Raw genomic sequence first — 23,437 nt, 5'->3', positions numbered from 1 at the left:
ACACAGTGTGTGATGCCTTTACCTATTTCTACTATATGATAAGCTTGTACGAATTATGTTTGCAACTTTTTATACTTTTAAGAAGCGACGAATTGACATTACACTTCCCCACATACCGATTAAAGCACCGATTAACACTAGTAAACCAGCTAATTGGAATACGAACGGACTGTATGGTAGAAGCTCGAAAATTGTTCCGCCAAGTTTTTCATTAAACACACCTTGCAACGAATTATACGTAATTAGAATTAGGCCAATTGGAATAATTGATCCTAATACTCCTAAGAATAATCCCTCTAGCAAGAATGGCCAACGAATAAACCAGTTTGTTGCACCAACAAGTTTCATAATTTCAATTTCTGTACTACGAGCATAAATTGTAATTTTAATTGTATTAGAGATTAAGAACATCGCTGTGAATAAAAGACCAGCAATTAACGCAATCCCAATGTTACGACCAGTTTTTACAGTATCAAATAATCGTTCAACTTGTCCTTTTCCGTACTGAACATTACTAACAAACTGCATTTTTTCAACCTTCTTCGCGATTGTCGCTGTATCGGTTGGTTCTTTTGCTTTTACAACGAATACGTTTTTAAGTGGGTTATCTTGTTCAAATAACTCAAACGTTTTTCCACTATCACCTAAGCTTTTAATTAAACGTTTTAACTCTTCTTCTTTAGAAGAATATTTAATAGAATCTACTTTTGCAATCTTACTCATATCTTCTTCTAATTTCTTTTGATCCGCTTCTTTTGCAGCTGGATCAATGTGTACACGAATCTCTACATCTTGCTCTACTTTCGTCGCAAAATGGTTCATATTCATAATCGCTGTTAAAAAGACACCTACAAGTAATAATGTAACTGTTACTGCACTAACAGAGGCAAATGTCATCCATCCGTTACGTGATAGATTCTTTACACCTTCTCGCAAATGTCGACTAAGGGTCTTAGCCTTCATATCCGTATCCTCCCTCAATCTCATCTCGAACAATTTTTCCGCCTTCAATCGCGATTACACGATGACGGATTGTATTTACGATATCTGCATTATGCGTCGCCATAACAATCGTTGTGCCACGCTCATTAATGCGAGTAAAAATATTCATAATATCAAGAGCTGTTTCAATATCTAAGTTACCTGTTGGCTCATCGGCAATTACAACCTTTGGTCTATTTACAATTGCTCTTGCAATAGCCACACGTTGTTGCTCCCCGCCCGAAAGCTCACTTGGAAGTGCGTCTGCACGATCTTCAAGGCCTACAAGACCTAGAACTTCTGTTACACGCTCACGAATTGCATCCGGTTCTTCTTCAATTACTTCTAAAGCAAACGAAACATTCTCATATACCGTTAATTTAGGTAGCAATTTGAAATCTTGGAAAATCACGCCTAATTGACGACGAAAATACGGAACGTCTCTTTCTGCCAATGTTTCGATAGTAAGTCCATTTACATTAATAGATCCTGTAGATGGTTTCTCTTCACGATACATCATTTTAATAAATGTAGATTTTCCGGCTCCACTCGGTCCAACTACGTATACGAATTCACCTTGTTTAATGTTAACTGTAAGACCAGCAATGGCTTTCATACCATTCGGGTACTCCTTATAAACATTCGTCATTTTTATCATTATTTATCACCCAATACTTAATGATTTTTTTCGAAATACTTTTCTGTACATCTGAAAACAAAAGACATCCTTCATTTTCATTTAGTCATCCTTGTTGAAGATAGTTTACTTATGCTTTCTCATAAGCAATACCACTCTATGTAATATATTTCAGCAAAATTCTACAAACCCCATTGTAACATCAAACGGTTTCCAATTTGGATACATTTTTGTTACAGTTATGTTACATACCAGAAAAAAGGAAAACGAGTTGACTATATTATCAACTCGTCCATTTCACCTCTTTTATTTATGTTCAGCTAACCATTCAGACACTTTTTTCGCATCTTCACCTTGAATAAGTCCTGGTGACATTGAACCGCGGCCTTTTTTAATAATCTCTTCGATATCTGCAGCGTCGTACTTACCGCCTACTTTTCTTAAATCAGGTCCAGTTGCCCCTGATAAATCTGTTGCGTGACATCCCGCACAACTTCTTTGGAAAATTTGTTCTGCGCTGTCTGTGCTTGCAGACTGTTTCGACGACTTACTCTCTTCTTTATTTCCGCATGCTCCTAAAGCAAAAACAACCGATGTCCCTAGCGCAATAGCCAACAATTTCTTTTTCACTTCTATCGCTCCCCATTGTTGATATTCTTTTTATTCCTAACACACTCATTTTCATTATAAGCATTATCTTTATATAGAAAAACTAAGGTGTATTTCATATTCCTCAAAAATACAGTGAGAACCTTGATAAAATAAAGCTTTCATAAGTTGTTTCAATTCTGTGAACAACTTAAAAAACTTCTATAAAGCATCCTTTTTAAAAGGAAAATTAGAAAAGTTCTATATAAATCTTTACCATATTACCGCTCTATTTTACTATTCTCTACTTTTTACAAAACAATATACAGCATTGTAATCTACATATAATCCCATCAAAAAGAGAAGTTGTCGTTTCCAACTTCTCTTCCTCTTTACTTCATCTATAAAAATAAAATCAAATTCTTTATATCCTCTATTGTCCTCAGCATGCGCCAACAATTTCGTTGGCTTTTTTTCGCTTATTAGATGCGAGAACGTAAGTAAGCATCAATAAATGGATCAATCTCTCCATCCATAACAGCTTGTACGTTACCAACCTCCGTATTTGTACGATGGTCTTTTACAAGAGAATACGGGTGGAATACGTAAGAACGGATTTGGCTACCCCATCCGATTTCTTTTTGCTCTCCGCGAATTTCATCTAATTCTGCTTGTTGCTCTTCTAGTTTCTTTTGACATAATTTCGCTTTCAACATTTTCATCGCATGCTCACGGTTTTTAATTTGAGAACGCTCCGACTGACATGTTACAACCGTATTTGTCGGTGTATGTGTAATACGAACTGCTGAATCTGTCGTATTTACGTGCTGTCCACCAGCTCCACTTGCTCGGTACGTATCAATTTTTAAATCTTCTGTACGTACTTCGATTTCAACTTCATCATTGAACTCTGGTACAACTTCACAAGATACGAATGATGTATGACGACGCCCTGAAGAATCGAATGGTGAAATACGTACAAGACGATGTACACCTTTCTCTGCTTTTAAGTAACCGTAAGCGTTATGACCTTTAATTAATAAAGTTACACTCTTAATACCAGCTTCATCACCTGGTAAATAATCAACCGTTTCTACTTTGAATCCGCGTTTTTCAGCCCAGCGTGTGTACATACGTAATAACATAGAACCCCAGTCTTGTGACTCAGTTCCACCTGCACCTGGATGTAATTCTAAAATCGCATTATTTTTATCATAAGGATCACTTAATAGTAACTGAAGCTCATACTCATTCATTTCTTGAATTAAGCCTTTTACTTCTGATTCTAATTCCTCATGTAAATCTTCATCATACTCTTCTTTTAAAAGCTCATGCGTGATTTCTAAATTTTCGAACGTCTCATCTAACTGACGGAACTTTCCAACCATATCTTTTAACGCATTCGCTTCATTAATTACAGCTTGTGCGCCTTGTTGGTCATCCCAAAATCCTGCGCCCATCATTTTCTCTTCTAATTCTGCAATTTGTTTCTCCTTAGTAGGGAGGTCAAAGAGACCCCCTAAAAGCCGCTAATCGCTTAGCCATTTTCTCTAATTCCTGTCTAATTTCTACTAATTCCATTTCCTTCACCTCTATGTAATTGCTGTTACTTTCGTATGAAAACAAGGGAAACTCTCTCCACTTATTACGGAGAGAGTTTAATCCTTCTTAATTATACATTTTTGATATAAAAGTTTGCAAAACAGCCTAAGCTACCGTCCTATATTACTGAACGATACCACAGCAGTTTTTATATTTTTTACCGCTACCACATTTACATAAATCGTTGCGGCCCACTTGGTCACCTTTTACAACTGGCTTTTTCTTTGCTTCTTCGCCATCGCTAGAAGGATGAACAGCTTCACCTTGAACAACTTCTTGACGTTCTAAGTTTTGTTCAATTTCAGCTTTCATAATGTAACGAGAAATTTCCTCTTCAATAGAAGCAACCATTGACTCGAACATCGCGAATCCTTCCATTTGGTACTCACGAAGTGGATCGATTTGACCGTAAGCACGTAAATGAATACCTTCACGAAGGTGATCCATCGCATCAATATGCTCTGTCCATTTCGTATCTACAACGCGGAATACAACAACCTTCTCAAACTCACGCATTTGCTCTTCTGGCATAAGCTTTTCTTTTTCATTGTATCGCTCAATTAATTTCGCAATAATTGGCTCGCTCATTTCCTCAGGAGCAAGGCGACGTAATTCTTCTTCTTTTACATCTCCGTCTTGAAGAAGGTTTGTATTTAAGTAGTCAACAAGACCTTTAATGTTCCAATCTTCTTCAATTTCCTCTTGTGTATGAAGGGCAACAGCACGTTCTACTGTAGATTTCATCATACCTTCAATAATGCCGCGTAAGTTGTCAGACTCCATTACCTCTTGACGCTGTTTGTAAATAACTTCACGTTGTTGACGAAGTACATCATCATATTGCAGTAACTGCTTACGTGCATCATAGTTATTTCCTTCAACACGTTTTTGTGCAGATTCTACCGCACGAGAAACCATTTTACTTTCAATCGGCTGAGAATCATCCATACCAAGGCGGTCCATCATTGCTTTCATATTATCTGAACCAAATCGGCGCATTAATTCATCTTCCATCGATAAGTAGAACTGCGTAACACCAGGGTCCCCTTGACGACCAGCACGACCACGTAACTGATTATCAATACGACGACTTTCGTGACGCTCTGTACCGATAACTGCTAAACCAACGTTTTTCACATCGTCTCCAAGCTTAATATCTGTACCACGACCTGCCATGTTCGTCGCGATTGTTACAGCACCTTTCATACCAGCCTCTGCAATGATATCTGCTTCACGAGCATGGTTTTTCGCATTTAAGATGTTATGACGTACACCTTTACGCGTTAACATTTTTGAAATAAGCTCTGAAGTTTCAATTGCAACTGTACCTACAAGAACAGGTTGTCCTTTTTTATGACGATTTACAATATCCTCAACAACAGCATTGAACTTACCTTCCATTGATTTAAAGATTAAATCGGCACGATCATCACGAATAATCGGTTTGTTTGTCGGAATTACAATAACGTTCATATTGTAAATGTTACGGAATTCCTCTTCCTCTGTTTTCGCTGTACCAGTCATACCAGATAATTTTTCATACATACGGAAGTAGTTCTGGAATGTAATTGTTGCAAGCGTCATGCTTTCATTTTGAATTTCTACACCTTCTTTTGCTTCAATCGCTTGGTGTAATCCTTCGCTATAACGACGACCTTTCATAAGACGACCAGTGAATTGGTCTACAATTACGATTTCGCCTTCTTGTACAACATAATCTGTATCACGATGCATCACAACGTGTGCACGAAGCCCCTGATTAATATGGTGAAGAAGTGCTACATGTTTTAAATCGAATAAGTTTTCAATATGGAAAGCTTTCTCTGCTTTCGTAATACCATCTTCTGTTAGCATTACATTTTTCGTTTTCACATCAAATGAATAATCTTTTTCATTTTCTAACGTACGAACAAATGCATTTGCAAACATGTATAGCTCTGTTGATTTTTGAGCTTGTCCTGAAATAATAAGCGGCGTACGTGCTTCATCGACTAAAATAGAATCGACTTCATCGATAATAGCAAAGTGAAGTGGACGTTGAACGCACTGCTCTTTATATAAAACCATGTTATCACGTAAGTAATCGAATCCAAGCTCATTATTTGTGCTATACGTAATATCAGCAGCATAAGCCTCTTGTTTCTCTTCGCGTGACATACTATTTAAGTTAATTCCTACCGTTAAGCCAAGGAACTCATGAAGTTGTCCCATTTCGCTCGCATCACGTTGTGCTAAATATTCATTGACTGTAACAACGTGAACACCTTTTCCTGTTAAAGCATTTAAATATACAGGTAATGTAGATGTTAACGTTTTACCTTCACCCGTTTTCATCTCAGAAATATTCCCTTCATGTAAGGCAATACCACCCATTAACTGTACGCCATATGGACGCATTCCAAGAACACGAGTTGCCGCTTCGCGAACAACTGCAAAAGCTTCAGGTAGTAAATCATCTACTGTTTCACCTTTTGTTAGACGTTCTTTAAATTCAAGCGTCTTTCCTTTTAATTGTTCATCAGTTAGTGGCTTAATAGATGACTCTAATGCATCAATTTGCTCAACTGTCTTTTGCATACGTTTAATTTGGCGTTGATTTACATCAAACACCTTTTTTAAAATACCGATCATAGGAAATACGCTCCTCTTTTTATTAAAATAAAACTTCCGATTGTTTTTCTTTTTCTCTATTACAATCAGTCGTTATAAAAATCAAATGTATGTTATGCCAATTTTTCTCCTAATTAAAAAACTAAAATGTATATACCTAATGATAATTGTAACACTTGTCTTATAACTATGACAACAATCGGCCGATTGTCTCGTTCTAAATTAAGAAAAGTTTTTTAAAAATCTATTTTCAGCAAAAAAAGCGCAGCCTCATTTGGCTGCGCTTTCGAATTATTATTTAGTTTCGATTAAACCGTATTTCCCATCTTTACGGCCATATACAAAATTAGTTTCGTTTGTATCAGCATTTGTGAAGACGAAGAAATTATGTCCTAGCATATCCATTTGTAGGATTGCCTCTTCAACGTCCATCGGCTTTAAATCGAATCGTTTTGTACGTACAAGTTCTAATTCATCTTCTTCTACCTCATCCAAAACAGCTACTGCTTCTGGAAGGATAAAGTTCGTTTTTATAGAACCTTTCTCACGTAACTTACGATTTACTTTTGTTTTATGTTTACGAATTTGTCGCTCAATTTTATCAACTACTAAATCGATAGCAGCGTACATATCGCTATTAGTTTCTTCTGCACGAAGTAATAAATCAGTAAATGGAATTGTTACCTCGACACGTTGCTTGTCAGAGTATACTTTTAAATTAACTTTAATCTCTGGGAATGTATCAAAATAACGCTCTAACTTACTTAGTTTTTTCTCTACATATTCCTTTAATGCTGGAGTTACTTCAATATTTTCACCACGAATGTTGAATTTCATAGATGAATTCCTCCTTTCAAGCCTATGTACTATAATTTCGACATTGGCTTAAAAACTCCTTCTAACTTTTTTAAAAAAATTAGTGGAATTGCGATTTTTTTATCGTTTTTTGTTGAAATGAAAAGATGCATCGTTTCTATCTTTATTTTATCCTATTAACATCGTGAATAACGAATATTTCTGTGGACAATTCGTTACAGAAAAGAAACAACTTTTTGACAACTTACCCTATAACAAAAACCCCTTGCGAAAAACAAGAGGTTCTACTACATATATATAACGTTGCCACAAACGCAGCTTTCTCTTCCCAAAACAATATACCCTACAGTTTCACAACATTAGCTGCTTGTGGTCCACGTGCTCCATCTACAATGTCAAACTCTACTTGTTGCCCTTCTTCCAATGACTTATACCCATCTTGTTGAATAGCAGAAAAATGGACAAATACATCGTCACCATCTTCACGCTCAATAAACCCAAATCCCTTTTCTGCATTGAACCATTTCACTCTTCCTTGCATGTTCATTCCATTCCCTTCACTCTAAAAATCAGGGTATTCGCCCCATATTTTGACTATAACGAATGACAACATATGAAGTCAAAGAAGACTTATCGCCTTTTTCTTATCCCTTTCGACACTGCCATATTAACTTCTACAAAGTGTCAAACTAGATACTTCCCTTGCCCCTCTTTCATATAACAAACTTCCGATTTGCCTAACTGTAATCCCTGTCGTATACACGTCATCAACGAGTAAAATATGTTGCCCAGAAAACATCTCTTCTCCCTGAAAATAAAAAGGATTGCTTCCTGACACCCTTTCTTTACGTGTCTTCTTACTTTGCTTTTCTGTTTCCCTTCTTCTTAATGATGGATAAGAAATTTTGACAGGCAAACAAGTTGCTAATAACTCAGCTTGATTAAAACCACGTTCAACTTCCCTTTCCTTACTAAGCGGAACAGCGATAACGGTTGAAACATTGGCAAAATACTTTTGAAATAAACTTCGAAAAGGACAATAAAAAATGTGCACTAACTTTGCATCCCCCCGAAACTTAAACTGCGCTACTATTTCTTTCATCTCATCATCATACATATATAACGAACGGTTTTTAAAAGAACGATACTTCTCCTCTTTCATCCACCTTATACAATCTATACAAATACCGTCTTCTTGAAATGAGGCAGGAACAAATTCTAAAGGTCGCCCACACTCCATGCAAATTTCTCCTATAATATAGGAAAGTTTCTGCTCACATCTATCACATATATATTTTCTATGACACTTTACAAAAAAAGTGTACCAACTAACCGTTTCTATAAAACACTCATCACAAAGTAAACAATGCATTAATCGATCATTCCTTGTTTTTTCGCATTTTTATTCATACCTTGAATATGTTTTTTCGCGCGCACCATCGCCTCTGTCTTGCCATAGTGAAAATAAATGACCTCTCCATACGGTGCTTCAAAGCTCCGCCCTGCTCGGCCCGCAATTTGTACGAGCGCACTTTCTGAAAATATTTCTTCTTCCGCCCCTAAAACTGCAACTTGCAAATTTTTCACCGTTACGCCTCTCTCTAAAATTGTCGTTGTAACTAATAATGGGATTTCTCCCTTTCTGAACGCTGCGACTTTCTCTTTTCTCATCGGATCTTCTGCATGTACCCCTTCAACTTTATTATGCAATGATTTCAATAACGAGCTTATTTCTTCTATATATCGTACATGGGGAACGAATAAAAAAACAGGATACTTTTTGTTTAAGTACATCTTTAACCATTGTAGTAAAACTCGAGGAATTCTTTCACGGTTGAGGCTTTTCTTCCAATTTCCGCACCAGCAAAATAGAGGAACTGGCAACGGATGACGGTGATATCGTCCAGAAACAATAACACCTTTTTGTTCACCTCTTCTAAATTTTCGCTTCCACGTTTCATCTGGAGTCGCAGTTAAATAAATATGCGCCGCTCTTTCTTTCATCGCTTGTTTTACCGCGTACTGTAACATTTGATCTGCACAATATGGAAAAGCATCTATCTCATCTACAACCATGACATGAAACGCCCTATAATAACGCAATAATTGATGCGTGGTTGCAACGACTAGTACTGCATCTTTTTCTTTATCCACACTCCCTCCATATAAAGCCGCTACCTTTATATATGGAAATACTTCTTGTAATCTCGGTGCTAATTCCAGAACAACATCCGTTCTCGGCGTTGCGATACAAACTCTTTCTCCTTTTTGAAGCGCTTCGTTAATACCGTAAAACAACATCTCTGTTTTCCCAGCCCCGCATACAGCCCAAATAAAAAATGATTCTTTTCGCTTAATAGCCTCTATAACTCCTTGCGCCGCCAAATTCTGACCAGTAGACAACGTTCCGCTCCACCGTAACAAGTTTAAATTCTTTTCTCTCTTTCTTTCAGCAATCCCGCGAACAAGTAAAGCACATTCACTTACCCTCCCCATCGTTATACACTTCCGGCAATATGTGCACACTTTACTGCATCTTTTACATAAAAACGACGCAAATAGCCGCTGTTCTATATTTCCACAGCGCTGACATACATATTTAGAAGCCTTCTTTTTTACACCTTGTACACAGACGACCTCTCCCTTCTTTTTCAAATCATTTAATTCCCTCTGTAAATCTGAAGAAAGTTCGTCTAATAGCAACTGTTTCCCCGCTACCATCAACAATCACCTCCAGCACTACTATAAACCTTTCTCATCATCTCGTAAAAACTCAAAAAAGCCGATAACCTACTTATAAAATAGTAAGCTATCGACTTTATACACTTTTTTTATTGAATTATAATTCTATAATCTTCCGTAACCTAAGAAATGTTTTTGGTTGTAAGAGCTATTTACGCTACCATAAGCAACGCCTGTTGACTCATCAGCAGCATGAATCATTTGACCGCCACCAATGTAAATTCCAACGTGAGATACGCCCGCTCTATATGTGCCTTGTAAGAAGATAAGGTCTCCTGGTTTTGCTTCAGATGGGCTGATTCTTTGTACAGAACTCCATAGACTTCTAGTATCTTGACGACCTAAACCGTAAACGTAAGAGATTAAACCACTGCAGTCAAAACCACCGTTTGAAATTGACGCACTACCCCATACGTATTTTAGACCTACTAAGCCTTTAGCTTTTTCAACAACATCTTGTCTTCCGCCACCATCATTTGTTACTACTGGTGCTGGTTTTTTCGCTTCTTCTTTTTTAGGTTCTTCTTTTTTAGACTCTTCTTTTGGAGCTTGTACAGCATTATTTGCTGGAGCTGCTGGTTGAGCTTGCGTTTGTGCTGGTTGAGCCGCCGCTGGTTGCTGTGCTGGCTGAGCTTGCGCGTCTTTAGCAGCTCGCTCTGCTTGCTTTTGAGCAGCAGCTTCTTGTGCAGCTTTTTCTTGCGCTTCTTTTTCAGCAATTTGTTGTAATTTTAATGCCTGTTGTTCAAGCTCTTTTAATTGGCTTTCCGTACTTGTCATTGTAGTTACAACTGTTTCCATTTTACCGCTTAAATCATTTACTGCAGTTTCTTTTTTCGCTTTTTCAGCGTCAAGATCTTTCTTAGCAGTTTCAATTTGAGCTTGTGCTTCTTTTAATTCTTTTTGTTTCTCTTTTACCGTTGCAACATCTTTTTTCACACTAGCTTGATCTTCTTGTTGTGTTTTCATGATATCTTCATCAGACTCAAGAATTTTAGAAACAGAAGTTAAACGATCAACTAAATCTGCAATGTTTTTAGAGTTTACAAGAACTTCTGTTACAACGTTCGTATTTGGTTGTTCTTGAAGTGCAACTAAACGCTTTCTTAATAGCTCTTCACGTTTTGCAATCTTTGTTTGTAATTCTGCAATATCTTTATTTTTCTTTTCAATTAATTGCTCAGTATCAGAAACTTTTTTCATTGTTTCATCAAGCTTTGCAGCATTCTCTTGAACAGATTTATCTAAACCTTGAATTGTTTTGTTTAAGTCATTCATTTGCTTTTGTAATTCATCACGTTCTTGTTGTTGTTTATGTAAAGTGTCATTTTGTGTATTAATTTGTGATTTCACGTCAGAAATTTTATCTTCTGCAAATACATTTGGTGTTAGCCCAGAAAACATTAACCCTGCAACTAATGCACAAGATGCCATTTTTAGCTTTTTCATTTTATTTTTTACACCGCTTTCTTTTTTCTTTTTCCGTATATAACCTATAAAATTTATACCATAATTCGGGATTTTTTTTGCTAATGTTACGTTTTTGTAAAACAAATGTAATATTATATGTAGCTCTAGCGCAAAATGCGTATATTTTTGTATGTATGTGTAGAAATTTATATACTTTTCTCACTTCTATAAACAAAGAAAAAACGTAAGGAATCCCTTACGTTTTATTAAATATACGAATACAAATGAAATGCTACTTCATCCATTTCTCAGCCCAATTTTGGACCTCATCCATAACACTTTCTAACGCTTTTCCCTTGTCAGTTAAGCCATACTCGATTCGAACTGGTACTTCTGGATAGACATTACGAACTACAATGCCCTCGCTTTCCAATTCCTTCAAACGCTCTGACAACATACGATCGCTCATATTTGGGATAATATCTGCGATTTCTCTAAAACGTTTCGACTCTTCAAGCAAAGATTTAATAATTAAGCCAGTCCACTTCTTACTAAGCAGAGTAAAAGCTGACTCAAACTTTGGACATAAACAAGAATTATGCTCCATATGTTTCACCTCTCTTCTATTATAATATAGTTTCTTGTAAAAAGTAAGTTATAAAACTTTCCTCATTATTTTATTTTACGTACATTTTACCATTTCCAAATATTAACTTGTCAACTAAACGTAACATACCCGTAAAAAAACCCTCTTAAAAAGAGAGCTTTTTATATCTTTATTACTTCGTATACCATCCAAGACCTAATGCACCTTCACCTAAGTGCGTACCAATTACAGCTCCAAAATAACCTGTACGAATTGTGACGTGAGGATATTTTGCTTCTAATTCTTTCTTCCATTCATTCGCTTCTTCTTCACGTTGCGCATGAATGATAACTGCTTCCATAGGTACACCTTTACTTGCTTGCTCATCAAAAATTTCAATGATACGTTTTAATGCTTTTTTACGTGTACGAATCTTTTCAAACGGAATAATGATTTTATCTCTAAAATATAGAACTGGCTTCACTTGTAACAGACTGCCGATGAAAGCTTGCGCGCTATTCAATCGACCACCACGTTGTAAATGATGTAAATCATCAACTACAAAATAGGCGTCCATCGTTTTCTTCATTTCATCAAAACGAGCGATAATCTCTTTTGGGTTCTTTCCTTCACTTGCTAACTTTGCACCTTCACGCACATAAAATCCTTGTACTTCACAACTAATTTCAGAGTCATACGTGTATACATCAATACCCTCTACCATCTGTCCAGCTGTCGTTGATGTTTGATATGTACCACTAATTCCACTTGATAGGTGAATACTAATAACTGCATCATAATCTTTAGCTAGTTCTTCATATAGCTCAACAAACTTTCCGATTGCTGGTTGAGAAGTTTTTGGAAGTTCCTCTTGTTCACGTACTTTCACATAAAAATCATCTGCTGAAATTTCAGCTTCTTCTTGATAAGATTCTGTTCCAAACACAACGTTTAATGGAATCATATATATATTGAGTTCATCACGAATTTGCTTCGGTATATATGCCGTACTATCAGTAACAATAGCTATTTTCATTTTCGTACCTGCCTTATAAAAAGTTTTATTTCCTAATTTTACACGAAAACTACAAATGGTGCATCCATACATGAAAATGCCGGTTGAAATTATACCTACCATCTCGACAAATTACAACAAAAAGATAAAATACTCACCAAAAACTTCAGCATATTTAGAAAAAATGTTTGAATATAAAAAGGCTCGCTTTTAAAATGGAAAGTACTAGTCATTTTGATAGATAGGGGCGTACACAAGTGCTATTACAATATTTAACAATCAAAGACTACGGCGAACACGAAATCGTCATTCAAAAATCAAGATTTATTTGTTATATTAGCCGAGCAACGACTGAGGAAGAGGCTCAAGAATTTATACAAAAAATAAAAAAACAACATTGGAATGCAACACATAATTGTTCCGCTTATTTAATTGGCGAACAAGATCATATTCAAAAAGCAAATGATGACGGTGAGCCTAGCGGTACAGCTGGCGTACCAATGCTGGAAGTACTTAAAAAACGTGGACTAAAAGATACCGTCGTTGTCGTAACACGCTATTTTGGTGGCATTAAACTTGGTGCAGGTGGATTAATTCGTGCATATGGAAAGTGTACAAGCGAAGGCATTAATCATGTCGGTGTTGTCCAGCGAAAACTAATGCGTGTGATGCAAACCGAGATTGATTACACATTACTTGGCAAAGTGGAAAATGAATTACGCAATTCAAAATATGCCATTAAAGATATACATTATCTAGAAAATGTCACATTTGATACGTATGTAGAAGAAGACCGCAAACAAGCATTTACAGATTGGATGATTGAATTAACAAACGGGAAATGTACAATTACAGAAGGAGATATGTTGTACTTAGAACAAGATGTTATCTAAGCATAACCAATTTATCACCTTCAAAGATTAATGTAGTGAATTACTTCCCTACAAATGAACTAACGAACTAAGGAGATTATATATGGAAGAACGTTATTATCATCTCCAAAATAGCAGAATAAAAAAGAAGCGAAGAAGGAAACTTTTCTTCTTCCTTATTTTCGCATTTTTATTTGGCAGCATAGGAGTTTATGTGTTAAATTCTTACTCTTCTCTTATGGGGATGTATAGTGGTTTTACTCGTGAAAAATCAGATTTAAGAAACAAAGATGTAGAAATTACAAAAGAACCTTTTACAATTCTCATTATGGGTATAGAAGATTATGCGACAGATGGTCAAAATGGTCGTACAGACTCATTAATGTTTGCAACAGTCAATCCAAAAACGCAAAAGATTTCACTTATGAGTATTCCTCGTGATTCTCGAGTTAAAATTGTTGGCAAAAATAAGGAAGACAAAATTAACGCTGCCCATGCTTACGGCGGAGAAGAAATGGCAATCAAAACTGTCGAAGGCTTTCTAAAAGTTCCTGTAGACCATTATCTGAAAATTGATTTCCAAGGCTTTAAAGGTATCGTTGATGCTGTTGGCGGCGTTACCGTTGACGTACCCTTCGATTTCTGGGAGCGCTCTGACGTGGATTACTACAAAAAAATTCAATTTAAGCAAGGACAGCAAAACTTAAACGGTGAAGAAGCACTTGCTTACGTCCGTATGCGAAAGCAAGATCCAAATGGCGATTATGGTCGAGCTGCTAGACAAAGACAATTACTGGCCGCTGTTGCTCATAAACTAAACTCCACCTCTACTGTATTTAAAATTAAAGATTTAACAGCTGTCGTTGGAAAATATATAAAAACCGACATTCCTATTTCAGACGGACTTGCTCTTTACAATAAACTTTCTGGATTTGATCCTTCTACAATGCAAACGTTAAAGCTTGAAGGCGAAGACAAAAAGATAGGCGGTATTTATTACTTCCTTCCAGATCCAATCAGTGTAGAAACGGTGCGTAACGAAATTGAAAAAGAATTAGGAGAAAAAGCAAAAAAACCAACTACAAAAAACAACTCAAATCCTGATTCAAATTCAAGTTCTACCTCTAACGAACAAACAAAAAAAGAGACAAACCAAAATAACACACCAACTGATCCGCCACCTTCTACAAATGCTCATGCAGAGTGGATTATGCGCAATCAGCCGTAAAAAAAGGCCCAATCTATCCGATTGGGCCTTTTTTTATTTACTTATTAAAGTGTTGTAAAATCGCTTCTACAATACGCTCTGATGCACGACCATCACCGTAAGGGTTAGATGCTTTCGCCATCTTATCATGAGCTTCTTTATCTGATAACAACTCATCTGCAAGACCAAAGATTGTCTCTTCGTCTGTTCCTGCTAATTTCAGCGTACCTGCTTCAATACCTTCAGGACGCTCTGTTGTATCACGAAGAACAAGAACTGGTACCCCAAGTGATGGAGCTTCTTCTTGTACACCACCAGAATCCGTTAACATTAAGTATGAACGAGCTGCAACATTGTGGAAATCAATTACATCTAGCGGCTCAATTAAATGAATACGGTTATGTTCACCTAAAATTTCATTTGCTATTTCACGAACAACAGGGTTCATATGAACAGGGTACACAACTTGTACATCTTCATGCTTATCAACAAGACGCTTAATTGCACGGAACATATTACGCATCGGTTCACCTAAGTTTTCACGGCGGTGAGCTGTCATAAGTACAAGACGATCATTTCCAAGTTTCTCTAGTACAGGATGACTATATGTTTCTTTTACAGTCGTTTGTAACGCGTCAATCGCTGTATTTCCTGTAATGAAAATACGTGACTCATCTTTATTTTCCTTCTGTAAGTTCGTTGCTGATTTTGCTGTTGGTGAGAAATGAAGATCCGCCATTACACCTGTTAATTGACGATTCATCTCTTCTGGATATGGAGAATACTTATCCCACGTACGAAGGCCCGCCTCAACATGACCTACTGGAATTTGATTATAAAAAGCAGCTAAGCTTGCAATAAATGTTGTTGTTGTATCACCATGTACAAGTACAATATCCGGCTTCGCTTCTTTCATTACTTTATCCAAACCTTCTAAACCACGCGTTGTAACATCAATTAAAGTTTGGCGGTCTTTCATGATGTTTAAATCGAAATCTGGCGTAATTCCAAAGATACTTAATACTTGATCTAACATTTGGCGATGTTGTGCTGTTACAGTCACAATCGATTCAATTTTTTCTGGGTGTTTTTGCAACTCTAATACAAGAGGTGCCATTTTAATTGCTTCTGGACGTGTCCCGAAAATTGTCATTACTTTTAAACGTTCAGTCATGTGATTGCCTCTTTTCTTTCACTAATTACAGCTTCTATTATGACATATAAAAATATGCATGAGTACTTTCCTTTTTAACGCATAACAGAAACTTTTCTATTACAAATACTTTTTCTTCCCACCGAGTAATAATCTATCTTTTGTTTCTTAACATCTTCATCAGTATAACAATTTCTCCCATCAAATAAAATAGGCTCCCTCATAAGTTGTACGTACTTTTCTAACGGATATGCTTGAATATCTTTCCATTCTGTTACGATAAAAGCCGCACTCGCATCTCTAATCGATTCATCTATACATCTACTATATTGTATAGCATCTCCAAATATATTTTTCACATATTGAATTGCTTTTGGGTCGTAAAGAGCAATATCTGCACCTATATTAAGTAATGCTTCTATTATAATAAGAGATGATGCTTCTCTAATATCATCCGTATTCGGTTTAAAGGATGCGCCAAGAACTGCAATCCGCTTTTTATTCATATTCATAACTTTTTTGGCTTTTTCAATCAATAGCAGCTGCTGCTTATTATTTACTTCAATAACCGCTTTTAACAAACGAAAATCATGAGCAACATTTCCCGCAATTTGTACCAGTGCTTTCGTATCTTTCGGAAAACACGAACCTCCGTAGCCAATGCCCGCATTTAAAAAAGATGCACCAATTCTCTTATCCATTCCCATCCCTTTGGCAACATCCAATACATTCGCGCCTACCTTCTCACATATATTTGAAATTTCATTAATGAAACTAATCTTTGTAGCTAAAAAGGCATTCGACGCGTATTTAATCATCTCTGCACTTTTAATATCTGTAACATACGTTTCTAAACATAATTCACTATACAAACTCTCTACTCTTCTTGCTACTTCCTCACTATCCGCTCCAATTACAATACGATCTCCATGAAAGAAATCATAAATACCTGAACCTTCACGCAAAAACTCTGGATTCGATACGATATGTACTGTATGCCTCCCTTTTAACTTCTCCTCAATCCATCCCTTCATTACATCATTTGTACCTACTGGAACTGTACTTTTCGTAACAACAATAATATCGTTCGTCGCATATAATCCAATATCGTTACAAGCACTCTGAATATACGTTAAATCTGCCGTCCCATCTAATAAAGGCGGTGTTCCAACTGCAATAAATATAAACTCTACATCATCAAATGCCTCTTCTTTATTTGATGTAAAAGTTAAAGCATTATTCTCATATGCATAATTTATTAATTCATGTAATCTAACCTCATAAATAGGTAAATCCCCTTGTTTTATCCGTTCAATTTTTTCATTATCTATATCAAAACATGTAACTGAATGCCCTAATTTTGCCAATCCTACTCCTGTAATCAACCCAACATATCCAGTACCTACTATCGTAATTTTCATTTCCTTTTCGCACAGGAATTTACAATAGAAAAGATATGACCTATAGAACTCTCCCTGCGCTTCCCCCTCTCACGTTAAAAATGAGAAAACCCTTTTCCTTTTTCATTATATGAATTACTTCCCTTACTTTTTTTAAAGTTTTTGTAAAATTAAATGCACTATAAAGTAAAACTTAATCAGTGAGAATGAGGCTGCCAGGTCACGCGTGATAAATTCCCACATTTTAACACGAGACTTACTCATTTCTACGTGCAACACTTATAATACTGAAATAAAAGTATTCACTATCGAAGAAAAAGAGAAAATGTCACATTCCGAAGTCCAGTACGATTAACCTTCTTATATGATTCAACATTCTATATACAATTGTCATATATTTTATTCGCTTCCATTAACCGTAAAAAGAAAAAAAGATTGAATTCTAATCTTTTTGTGATACCATATGTTATGAGCCTGTAAACAAACATCATAATTTTCAGATAAATATATTTTCAAAAAAAAAATTACGTTAGACTATAAAGGGTGGGGTATTAATGGACTCACAAGTGATTTATGCCATTTTGGCATCTTTCATCACTGTACTTGTCGTTACTCCTTTAGTTATTAAATTAGCTTTTAAAATAGGAGCGACAGATAAGCCAAACGCACGTAAAGTGCACCAAAAGATTATGCCACGTCTTGGCGGGTTAGCAATATTTATTGGTGTAGCTGTAGGATTTGTTGTCGGTGGCTTATATGAGCAAAGAATGTTATCGATAACGCTAGGTGCAATTATCATTGTAATCATCGGAATTTTAGATGATATGTACGAGTTATCTGCGAGAGTAAAATTCGGTGGACAACTGTTAGTTGCCATTATGATTGTAAAAAGTGGATTATTAGTGCAAGTATTATATATCCCATTCATTGGGGATACTGAACTTGGATGGCTTGCTTATCCAATTACAGTATTTTGGCTTGTAGGTATTACGAATGCAATCAACTTAATTGACGGCTTAGATGGATTATCTGCTGGGATTTCATCTATCGTACTTGCAACGCTAGCATATATGGCCTTCACTAGCCCATGGGGTACTGGAACAGCTATTATCTTGCCACTTGCATTAATTATATTAGCAAGTACAATTGGATTTTTATTCTACAACTTCCATCCAGCAAAAATTTTCATGGGAGATACAGGAGCACTATTTTTAGGATACTGTATTTCTGTTATATCGTTACTTGGATTATACAAAAGTGTAACGTTATTCAGTTTTATCGTTCCAATTATCATTTTAGGTGTACCTATATTTGATACGATATTTGCAATCATCCGTCGTATCGTAAATAAAAAACCTATTTCAGCACCAGATAAATCGCATTTACATCACCGCTTACTTGCAATGGGATTCTCTCATCGCAAAACGGTACTAATTATATACGCATTCGGTATTTTCTTTAGTGTAAATGCCATTATTTTTACTACTGCAACGTTATGGTTATCCATTATTCTTCTTTTCGCTTTGATTTTCTTCACAGAAATCATCGCTGAAATAATCGGGCTTGTACATGAACGCTACAAACCAATCATTTCCTTTTATAAAAAAGTGAAAAAACGCGAAGACTAATTGTAGTATAGCCTTTTCAATTATGAAATATTCAAATAGCATCCTCTTTCTTATAAGAGGATGCTATTTTTTATTCTCATTTTATATTTCCAAAATATAGATTGTTTGAGAGTTCCTCTATTGGAGAAAGATATACATAATAAGAAAAGTATCAAGTTTTCTTTTTTACATCTTGATTGTCAAACTGAGGGTGAATGTTATGATCAAGCGAGTATTTCAATGTATTATTTTATTTTTAACGATTACTATGTACGTATCATCTAATACTGAAGCAACAACTGTTATTCCTGCTGAATATCATCCAAATACTGAAACAACTTCTCCTACACAAAAAATTGCGTACTTAACATTTGATGACGGACCAAACAAATATACTACACAAATTTTAAACATCTTAAAAGAAAAGAACGGAAAAGCAACTTTCTTTGTTATTGGTGGAAAAGTACCACATTATAAAAAGACAATGCAACGATTAATTAAAGACGGACATTATATCGGACTTCACAGTATGTCACATGATGTAAAACGCCTTTACACTGGTGACCCTTCCACTTTAATTGCAGAAATGGAGCAAACACAAAGCATTGTCCAGCAAGTTACGAAATTAAATACACATCTCGTTCGCGTTCCATATGGTAGTATGCCTTATTTAAAGAAGAATTACCGTGACGCACTTGTATCGGCCCAGTATAAAATGTGGGATTGGACGATCGATACATACGACTGGAAAAGCTATGACAATCCTTCTGCCATACTCGAAAGAGTACGTAATCAAAGTGATGAACAAGTCGAAGTCATTTTAATGCATGATTCGAGTGTAACCGTACAAATACTGCCAAAAGTAATTGATTACTTACAGTCACAAGGATACAAACTTCTTCCCTATAATCCTTCTTCTCATCTCAAGGTAAATTTTTGGAAAGACACAAGATTGTAACAGCTTTAGTGCCTATGTGCTAAAGCTGTTTTATTTTTCTCTTCCCACCCTTCCCATTTTTGTGTAAAATTTTAAATAGTGATGAAGTTTCGAGGTGAATAGAAATGAAACGAATAGATCTCATTTTTAACGCAATACAAAAAGGCAATTATACAGAAGGTGTAACCGCATCAGAACTCGCTACATTTCTGCAACTAGATCGCGCCAATGTAAGTAGCGATTTAAACAAACTTGTAAAAGATAAACGTTTATTAAAAACAAATACGCGACCTGTTCGTTTTTACATAGAAACGAACACTTCGTTGGAAACGCATTCAAAAGATATAACTTCATTGGATACATTTGCAATTGAAAATACGAGCCTTAAAATTGCAATTGAAAAAGCGAAAGCTTCTATTCTCTATCCTCCAAACGGTATGCATACTTTACTACTGGGAGAAACAGGGGTCGGAAAGTCTATGTTTGCTTCTTTAATGCACGAATATGCAATTGAAGTTGAACAGCTTCCCAAAGATGCACCATTTATCGTCTTTAACTGTGCTGATTATGCAAATAATCCCCAGTTACTACTCGGGCAATTATTTGGGATTAAAAAAGGAGCTTATACAGGAGCAAGTGATCAAAAAGGGTTAATTGAAAAAGCACATGAAGGAATTCTTTTCTTAGATGAAGTACATCGCCTGCCTCCAGAGGGACAAGAAATGCTTTTCACCTTTATTGACCGCGGAGTATACCGCCGCCTTGGAGAAACAGAGAACGAACGTAAAGCACAAGTATTAATCATTACTGCAACAACAGAAGAACCAAATTCATTTTTATTAAAAACATTTACAAGACGTATACCGATGACTGTTACGCTGCCACCACTTCGTGAGCGTACACATAAAGAGCGCTTTGCTTTACTACAGCTATTTTTCACAAATGAAGCAATTCGTCTGCGAAAAGACATTCACGTTAGCCCAAATGCAATGCGTGCTTTCGTCTTTTACAATTGTCCCAATAACATCGGTCAATTAAAAACAGATGTTCAAATTGCATGTGCGAAAGCCTATTCTGATTTGGTCACAAAGAAACGTGATTCTGTCTATGTTTCAAGTACAGATTTACCTTGGTATATGAAAGAAGGGTTGTTCATTGAAAGAAAGAGCCGTCACTTATACCAAATACCAAATGAAACATTTGTATTTACAGGTGAGGAAGGTTGGAGTAATCATAAAACAGAAGATGAAAAACGCTCTTCTATTTACGATTATATTGACTATAAATACGAAGAACTTCAAGCACGTGGTATTGAAGAGGAAGAATTAGAATTACTAATAGAAAATGATGTTCAAAGCTTTTTCGTACAATATTTTAACCAAATATCCAAAAAAACAAGCCATGAAAATGTTTTTAAAATTGTGGATCGTAATATCGTTTCCGTATGTGAAAAAATAGCGGAACTTGCTGAAAAGCATTTATCTAAGACGTTTGATGAAAAAGTATTTCTCGCTTTAAGTTTACATGTACAGACAACTCTACAACGTTTACAAAGCGGAAAACAAATACATCACCCACAATTAAATCAAATTCGTACGAAATATAAAGAAGCTTTTTCCGTAGCCATGCAATGCATTCAACTACTGGAGGAAGAATTACAAATAACAATGCCTATTGATGAAGCTGGCTTTTTAACAATGTTCTTCGTTGTTGATCCAATTCCTGCCTCACAAACAGAAGTAAAAGTATTAATATTAGCACACGGTAATGGCATCGCAACTGAAATGGCAAACGTTGCAAACGAACTTCTCGGCATTGAGGAAGTAACCGGTATTGATATGCCGTTACACGAATCACCGAAAGATTTCTTGGAACGTGTGAAAGTGTATATGAAAACACTACAAAATGTAAATGGGCTTCTCTTACTTGTCGATATGGGGTCACTTGCTTATATCGGTGACATATTAGAAACGGAGTTCAAAATCCCTGTACGTGTTCTCTCGATGACGAGCACACCACATGCACTAGAAGCAGCTCGAAAAGCTCAGCTCGGTTATTCATTAGATGCGCTGTATGAAACAGTAAAAAATTTAACACCATTTTACTTAAACGTACAAGAAGAAAAGAAAAAACCTCTCTCTCCAATGAAATCTGTTATTTTAACAGCTTGTTTAACTGGTGAAGGAAGTGCTTTAGCTATTCAAAAAATGTTAGAGAACTATTTACGATTTGATAAAGACTTAATTGAAATTATTCCGATTAGTATCGTCCATGAAAAAGATTTAACGAAAATGATCGAGAACATAAAAAAAGAGCGTAACATCATTTGTATCGTCACGAATTTCGATGTGCAAGTGCCGTGCTTAACATATCATTTCCAAGACATCGTAAACTACACAGCGATTCAGCCCATTCAAGAATTAATTACGTATGAAGAAACATATGCAAAAATGGCGGATATTCTTGAACAACAAATGCAACGTAACGATGGGGCATTACTGATTAAAACAATTCGTTACGCATTAAATACAATCCAAGAATTAATTTCCTTACAGCTAACTCCTGATAGCTTAATGGGTGTTATTCTGCATATGAGCTGTATGGTTGACCGTCTCCAAAAAGGAGAAAGCCTTCTTCCTCATCCTGATAAGGAGAAAAGGAGACAAGATGAATACTGGATGTATATGAAAGTAAAAAAAGCATTGCAACCAATTGAAAATACATTTGAAATACAAATACCTGATGACGAAGTATTTTACGTTATGGACTTCTTTATTAAAAATCAGCCTGTTAAAAATTAATTGAGGCCGTTTTTAAAAATATCGACCGTAACGTGAGTTATATCGGCGCAACTCAGATTATATCAGCGATTTTCAAAACATATCGATTTACCGACAATAATCGCTAAAACTAGCACCTTATATAATGAGAAAAGGCTGTTCCAACATATGGACAGCCTTTTCCTCTACTTCTTTACTTTTCTAACTCGCCCTCTTATTTCTCCTCTTTTTTGTGATTTCGTATGGACATTAACATATACATTTGCTTGAATAATTTCTTGAAGTAAATGTACAAATGATTTCCCTTGTAAAGGTCCCTCAAAATCCTCTACATTCACTACACCAGTAATACTTCCCTCGTTCAAACTAATCCCTTGCTCCAGTGGACCCATGCCCATCAACTTAAGAGTGAGCACAACCTGAGCTTTCGACTCATCGGATCAAAACATTCCTAAAATAAAAGCATACTCTTAAAAATAAGCATCTCAAATAAACCC

General features: G+C 36.0%; 19 protein-coding genes and 1 pseudogene. 5 read left to right on the top strand and 15 right to left on the bottom strand.

Annotated elements, in window-relative coordinates:
* Positions 1-69: 69 nt before the first annotated feature.
* The 12 genes from ftsX to MR168_RS17405 form a co-directional block, all read right to left on the bottom strand.
* Positions 70-963, bottom strand: coding sequence for a permease-like cell division protein FtsX (ftsX, locus tag MR168_RS17460; RefSeq protein ID WP_000645027.1), 894 nt, complete (start codon positions 961-963; stop codon positions 70-72).
* Positions 953-1,639 carry a cell division ATP-binding protein FtsE gene (gene ftsE / locus MR168_RS17455; protein WP_000594321.1) on the bottom strand — a complete coding sequence of 229 codons (687 nt, stop codon included), beginning with the start codon at positions 1,637-1,639 and terminating at the stop codon, positions 953-955. The genes ftsX and ftsE overlap by 11 nt, the downstream gene beginning before the upstream one ends.
* A gap of 285 nt (positions 1,640-1,924) precedes the next feature.
* The gene (gene cccB / locus MR168_RS17450) at positions 1,925-2,248 is read right to left on the bottom strand and encodes a cytochrome c551 (RefSeq protein ID WP_000727971.1); all 324 of its coding nucleotides are present in this window, start codon (positions 2,246-2,248) and stop codon (positions 1,925-1,927) included.
* A 440-nt stretch (positions 2,249-2,688) separates the two neighbouring features.
* Positions 2,689-3,787 (bottom strand): peptide chain release factor 2 gene (gene prfB, locus MR168_RS17445; RefSeq protein WP_103597538.1). Its coding sequence is split into 2 segments (ribosomal slippage): positions 2,689-3,714 and positions 3,716-3,787, totalling 1,098 coding nucleotides; the frame shifts between segments, so codons are not numbered across the junction.
* Between the two features lie 144 nt (positions 3,788-3,931).
* Positions 3,932-6,439, bottom strand: coding sequence for a preprotein translocase subunit SecA (gene secA, locus MR168_RS17440; protein WP_000579387.1), 2,508 nt, complete (start codon positions 6,437-6,439; stop codon positions 3,932-3,934).
* Between the two features lie 273 nt (positions 6,440-6,712).
* Positions 6,713-7,255, bottom strand: a complete 543-nt coding sequence (gene hpf, locus MR168_RS17435; protein ID WP_086412815.1) for a ribosome hibernation-promoting factor, HPF/YfiA family — start codon at positions 7,253-7,255, stop codon at positions 6,713-6,715.
* A 322-nt stretch (positions 7,256-7,577) separates the two neighbouring features.
* Positions 7,578-7,775: a cold shock protein CspC gene (gene cspC / locus MR168_RS17430; protein ID WP_001990088.1), complete on the bottom strand. Its 198-nt coding sequence runs from the start codon at positions 7,773-7,775 to the stop codon at positions 7,578-7,580.
* A 126-nt stretch (positions 7,776-7,901) separates the two neighbouring features.
* The gene (locus MR168_RS17425) at positions 7,902-8,606 is read right to left on the bottom strand and encodes a ComF family protein (RefSeq protein WP_086412814.1); all 705 of its coding nucleotides are present in this window, start codon (positions 8,604-8,606) and stop codon (positions 7,902-7,904) included.
* Positions 8,606-9,955 (bottom strand): ATP-dependent helicase ComFA, encoded by a 1,350-nt coding sequence (gene comFA / locus MR168_RS17420; RefSeq protein WP_086412813.1) that lies wholly within the window; start codon positions 9,953-9,955, stop codon positions 8,606-8,608. Before comFA ends, MR168_RS17425 begins: the two co-directional genes overlap by 1 nt.
* Positions 9,956-10,081: 126 nt before the next feature.
* Entirely contained in the window at positions 10,082-11,527 is a 1,446-nt protein-coding gene (locus MR168_RS17415; RefSeq protein ID WP_140159432.1) for a C40 family peptidase, read from the bottom strand.
* A gap of 148 nt (positions 11,528-11,675) precedes the next feature.
* Complete coding sequence (locus tag MR168_RS17410) at positions 11,676-11,990, bottom strand: winged helix-turn-helix transcriptional regulator (RefSeq protein ID WP_000400857.1); 315 nt, start codon at positions 11,988-11,990, stop codon at positions 11,676-11,678.
* A 172-nt stretch (positions 11,991-12,162) separates the two neighbouring features.
* Positions 12,163-13,005 carry a DegV family protein gene (locus tag MR168_RS17405; RefSeq protein WP_000684725.1) on the bottom strand — a complete coding sequence of 281 codons (843 nt, stop codon included), beginning with the start codon at positions 13,003-13,005 and terminating at the stop codon, positions 12,163-12,165.
* 236 nt (positions 13,006-13,241) lie between these two features.
* Between MR168_RS17405 and MR168_RS17400 the strand changes: the two genes are divergently transcribed.
* Positions 13,242-13,877 carry a YigZ family protein gene (locus MR168_RS17400; protein WP_086412812.1) on the top strand — a complete coding sequence of 212 codons (636 nt, stop codon included), beginning with the start codon at positions 13,242-13,244 and terminating at the stop codon, positions 13,875-13,877.
* An 82-nt stretch (positions 13,878-13,959) separates the two neighbouring features.
* A complete protein-coding gene (locus MR168_RS17395) occupies positions 13,960-15,084 on the top strand; it encodes an LCP family protein (protein WP_033696099.1) in 1,125 nt (374 codons plus the stop codon).
* Positions 15,085-15,121: 37 nt separating this feature from the next.
* Here MR168_RS17395 and wecB read toward each other — a convergent pair whose 3' ends face one another.
* Positions 15,122-16,237, bottom strand: coding sequence for a non-hydrolyzing UDP-N-acetylglucosamine 2-epimerase (wecB, locus tag MR168_RS17390; RefSeq protein WP_000140145.1), 1,116 nt, complete (start codon positions 16,235-16,237; stop codon positions 15,122-15,124).
* A gap of 74 nt (positions 16,238-16,311) precedes the next feature.
* Positions 16,312-17,637: a UDP-glucose dehydrogenase family protein gene (locus MR168_RS17385; protein WP_086412811.1), complete on the bottom strand. Its 1,326-nt coding sequence runs from the start codon at positions 17,635-17,637 to the stop codon at positions 16,312-16,314.
* 533 nt (positions 17,638-18,170) lie between these two features.
* On the opposite strand from MR168_RS17385, the gene MR168_RS17380 reads away from it, so the two are divergent.
* From MR168_RS17380 to MR168_RS17370, 3 genes are all read left to right on the top strand, one after another.
* Positions 18,171-19,244 (top strand): glycosyltransferase family 4 protein, encoded by a 1,074-nt coding sequence (locus tag MR168_RS17380; RefSeq protein ID WP_000378318.1) that lies wholly within the window; start codon positions 18,171-18,173, stop codon positions 19,242-19,244.
* 199 nt (positions 19,245-19,443) lie between these two features.
* The gene (locus MR168_RS17375) at positions 19,444-20,181 is read left to right on the top strand and encodes a polysaccharide deacetylase family protein (protein WP_000597149.1); all 738 of its coding nucleotides are present in this window, start codon (positions 19,444-19,446) and stop codon (positions 20,179-20,181) included.
* 104 nt (positions 20,182-20,285) lie between these two features.
* Positions 20,286-22,961: a sigma-54-dependent transcriptional regulator gene (locus MR168_RS17370; protein WP_000820967.1), complete on the top strand. Its 2,676-nt coding sequence runs from the start codon at positions 20,286-20,288 to the stop codon at positions 22,959-22,961.
* A gap of 164 nt (positions 22,962-23,125) precedes the next feature.
* On the opposite strand, the pseudogene exsM reads toward MR168_RS17370, so the two are convergent.
* Positions 23,126-23,329: pseudogene (gene exsM, locus MR168_RS17365) on the bottom strand (exosporium regulatory protein ExsM); the annotation flags it as partial.
* Positions 23,330-23,437 lie beyond the last annotated feature (108 nt).

The organism is Bacillus cereus group sp. BfR-BA-01356 (assembly GCF_022663635.1).
GTDB lineage: Bacteria > Bacillota > Bacilli > Bacillales > Bacillaceae_G > Bacillus_A > Bacillus_A cereus.
This window is presented reverse-complemented; position numbering and strand designations above follow the sequence as displayed.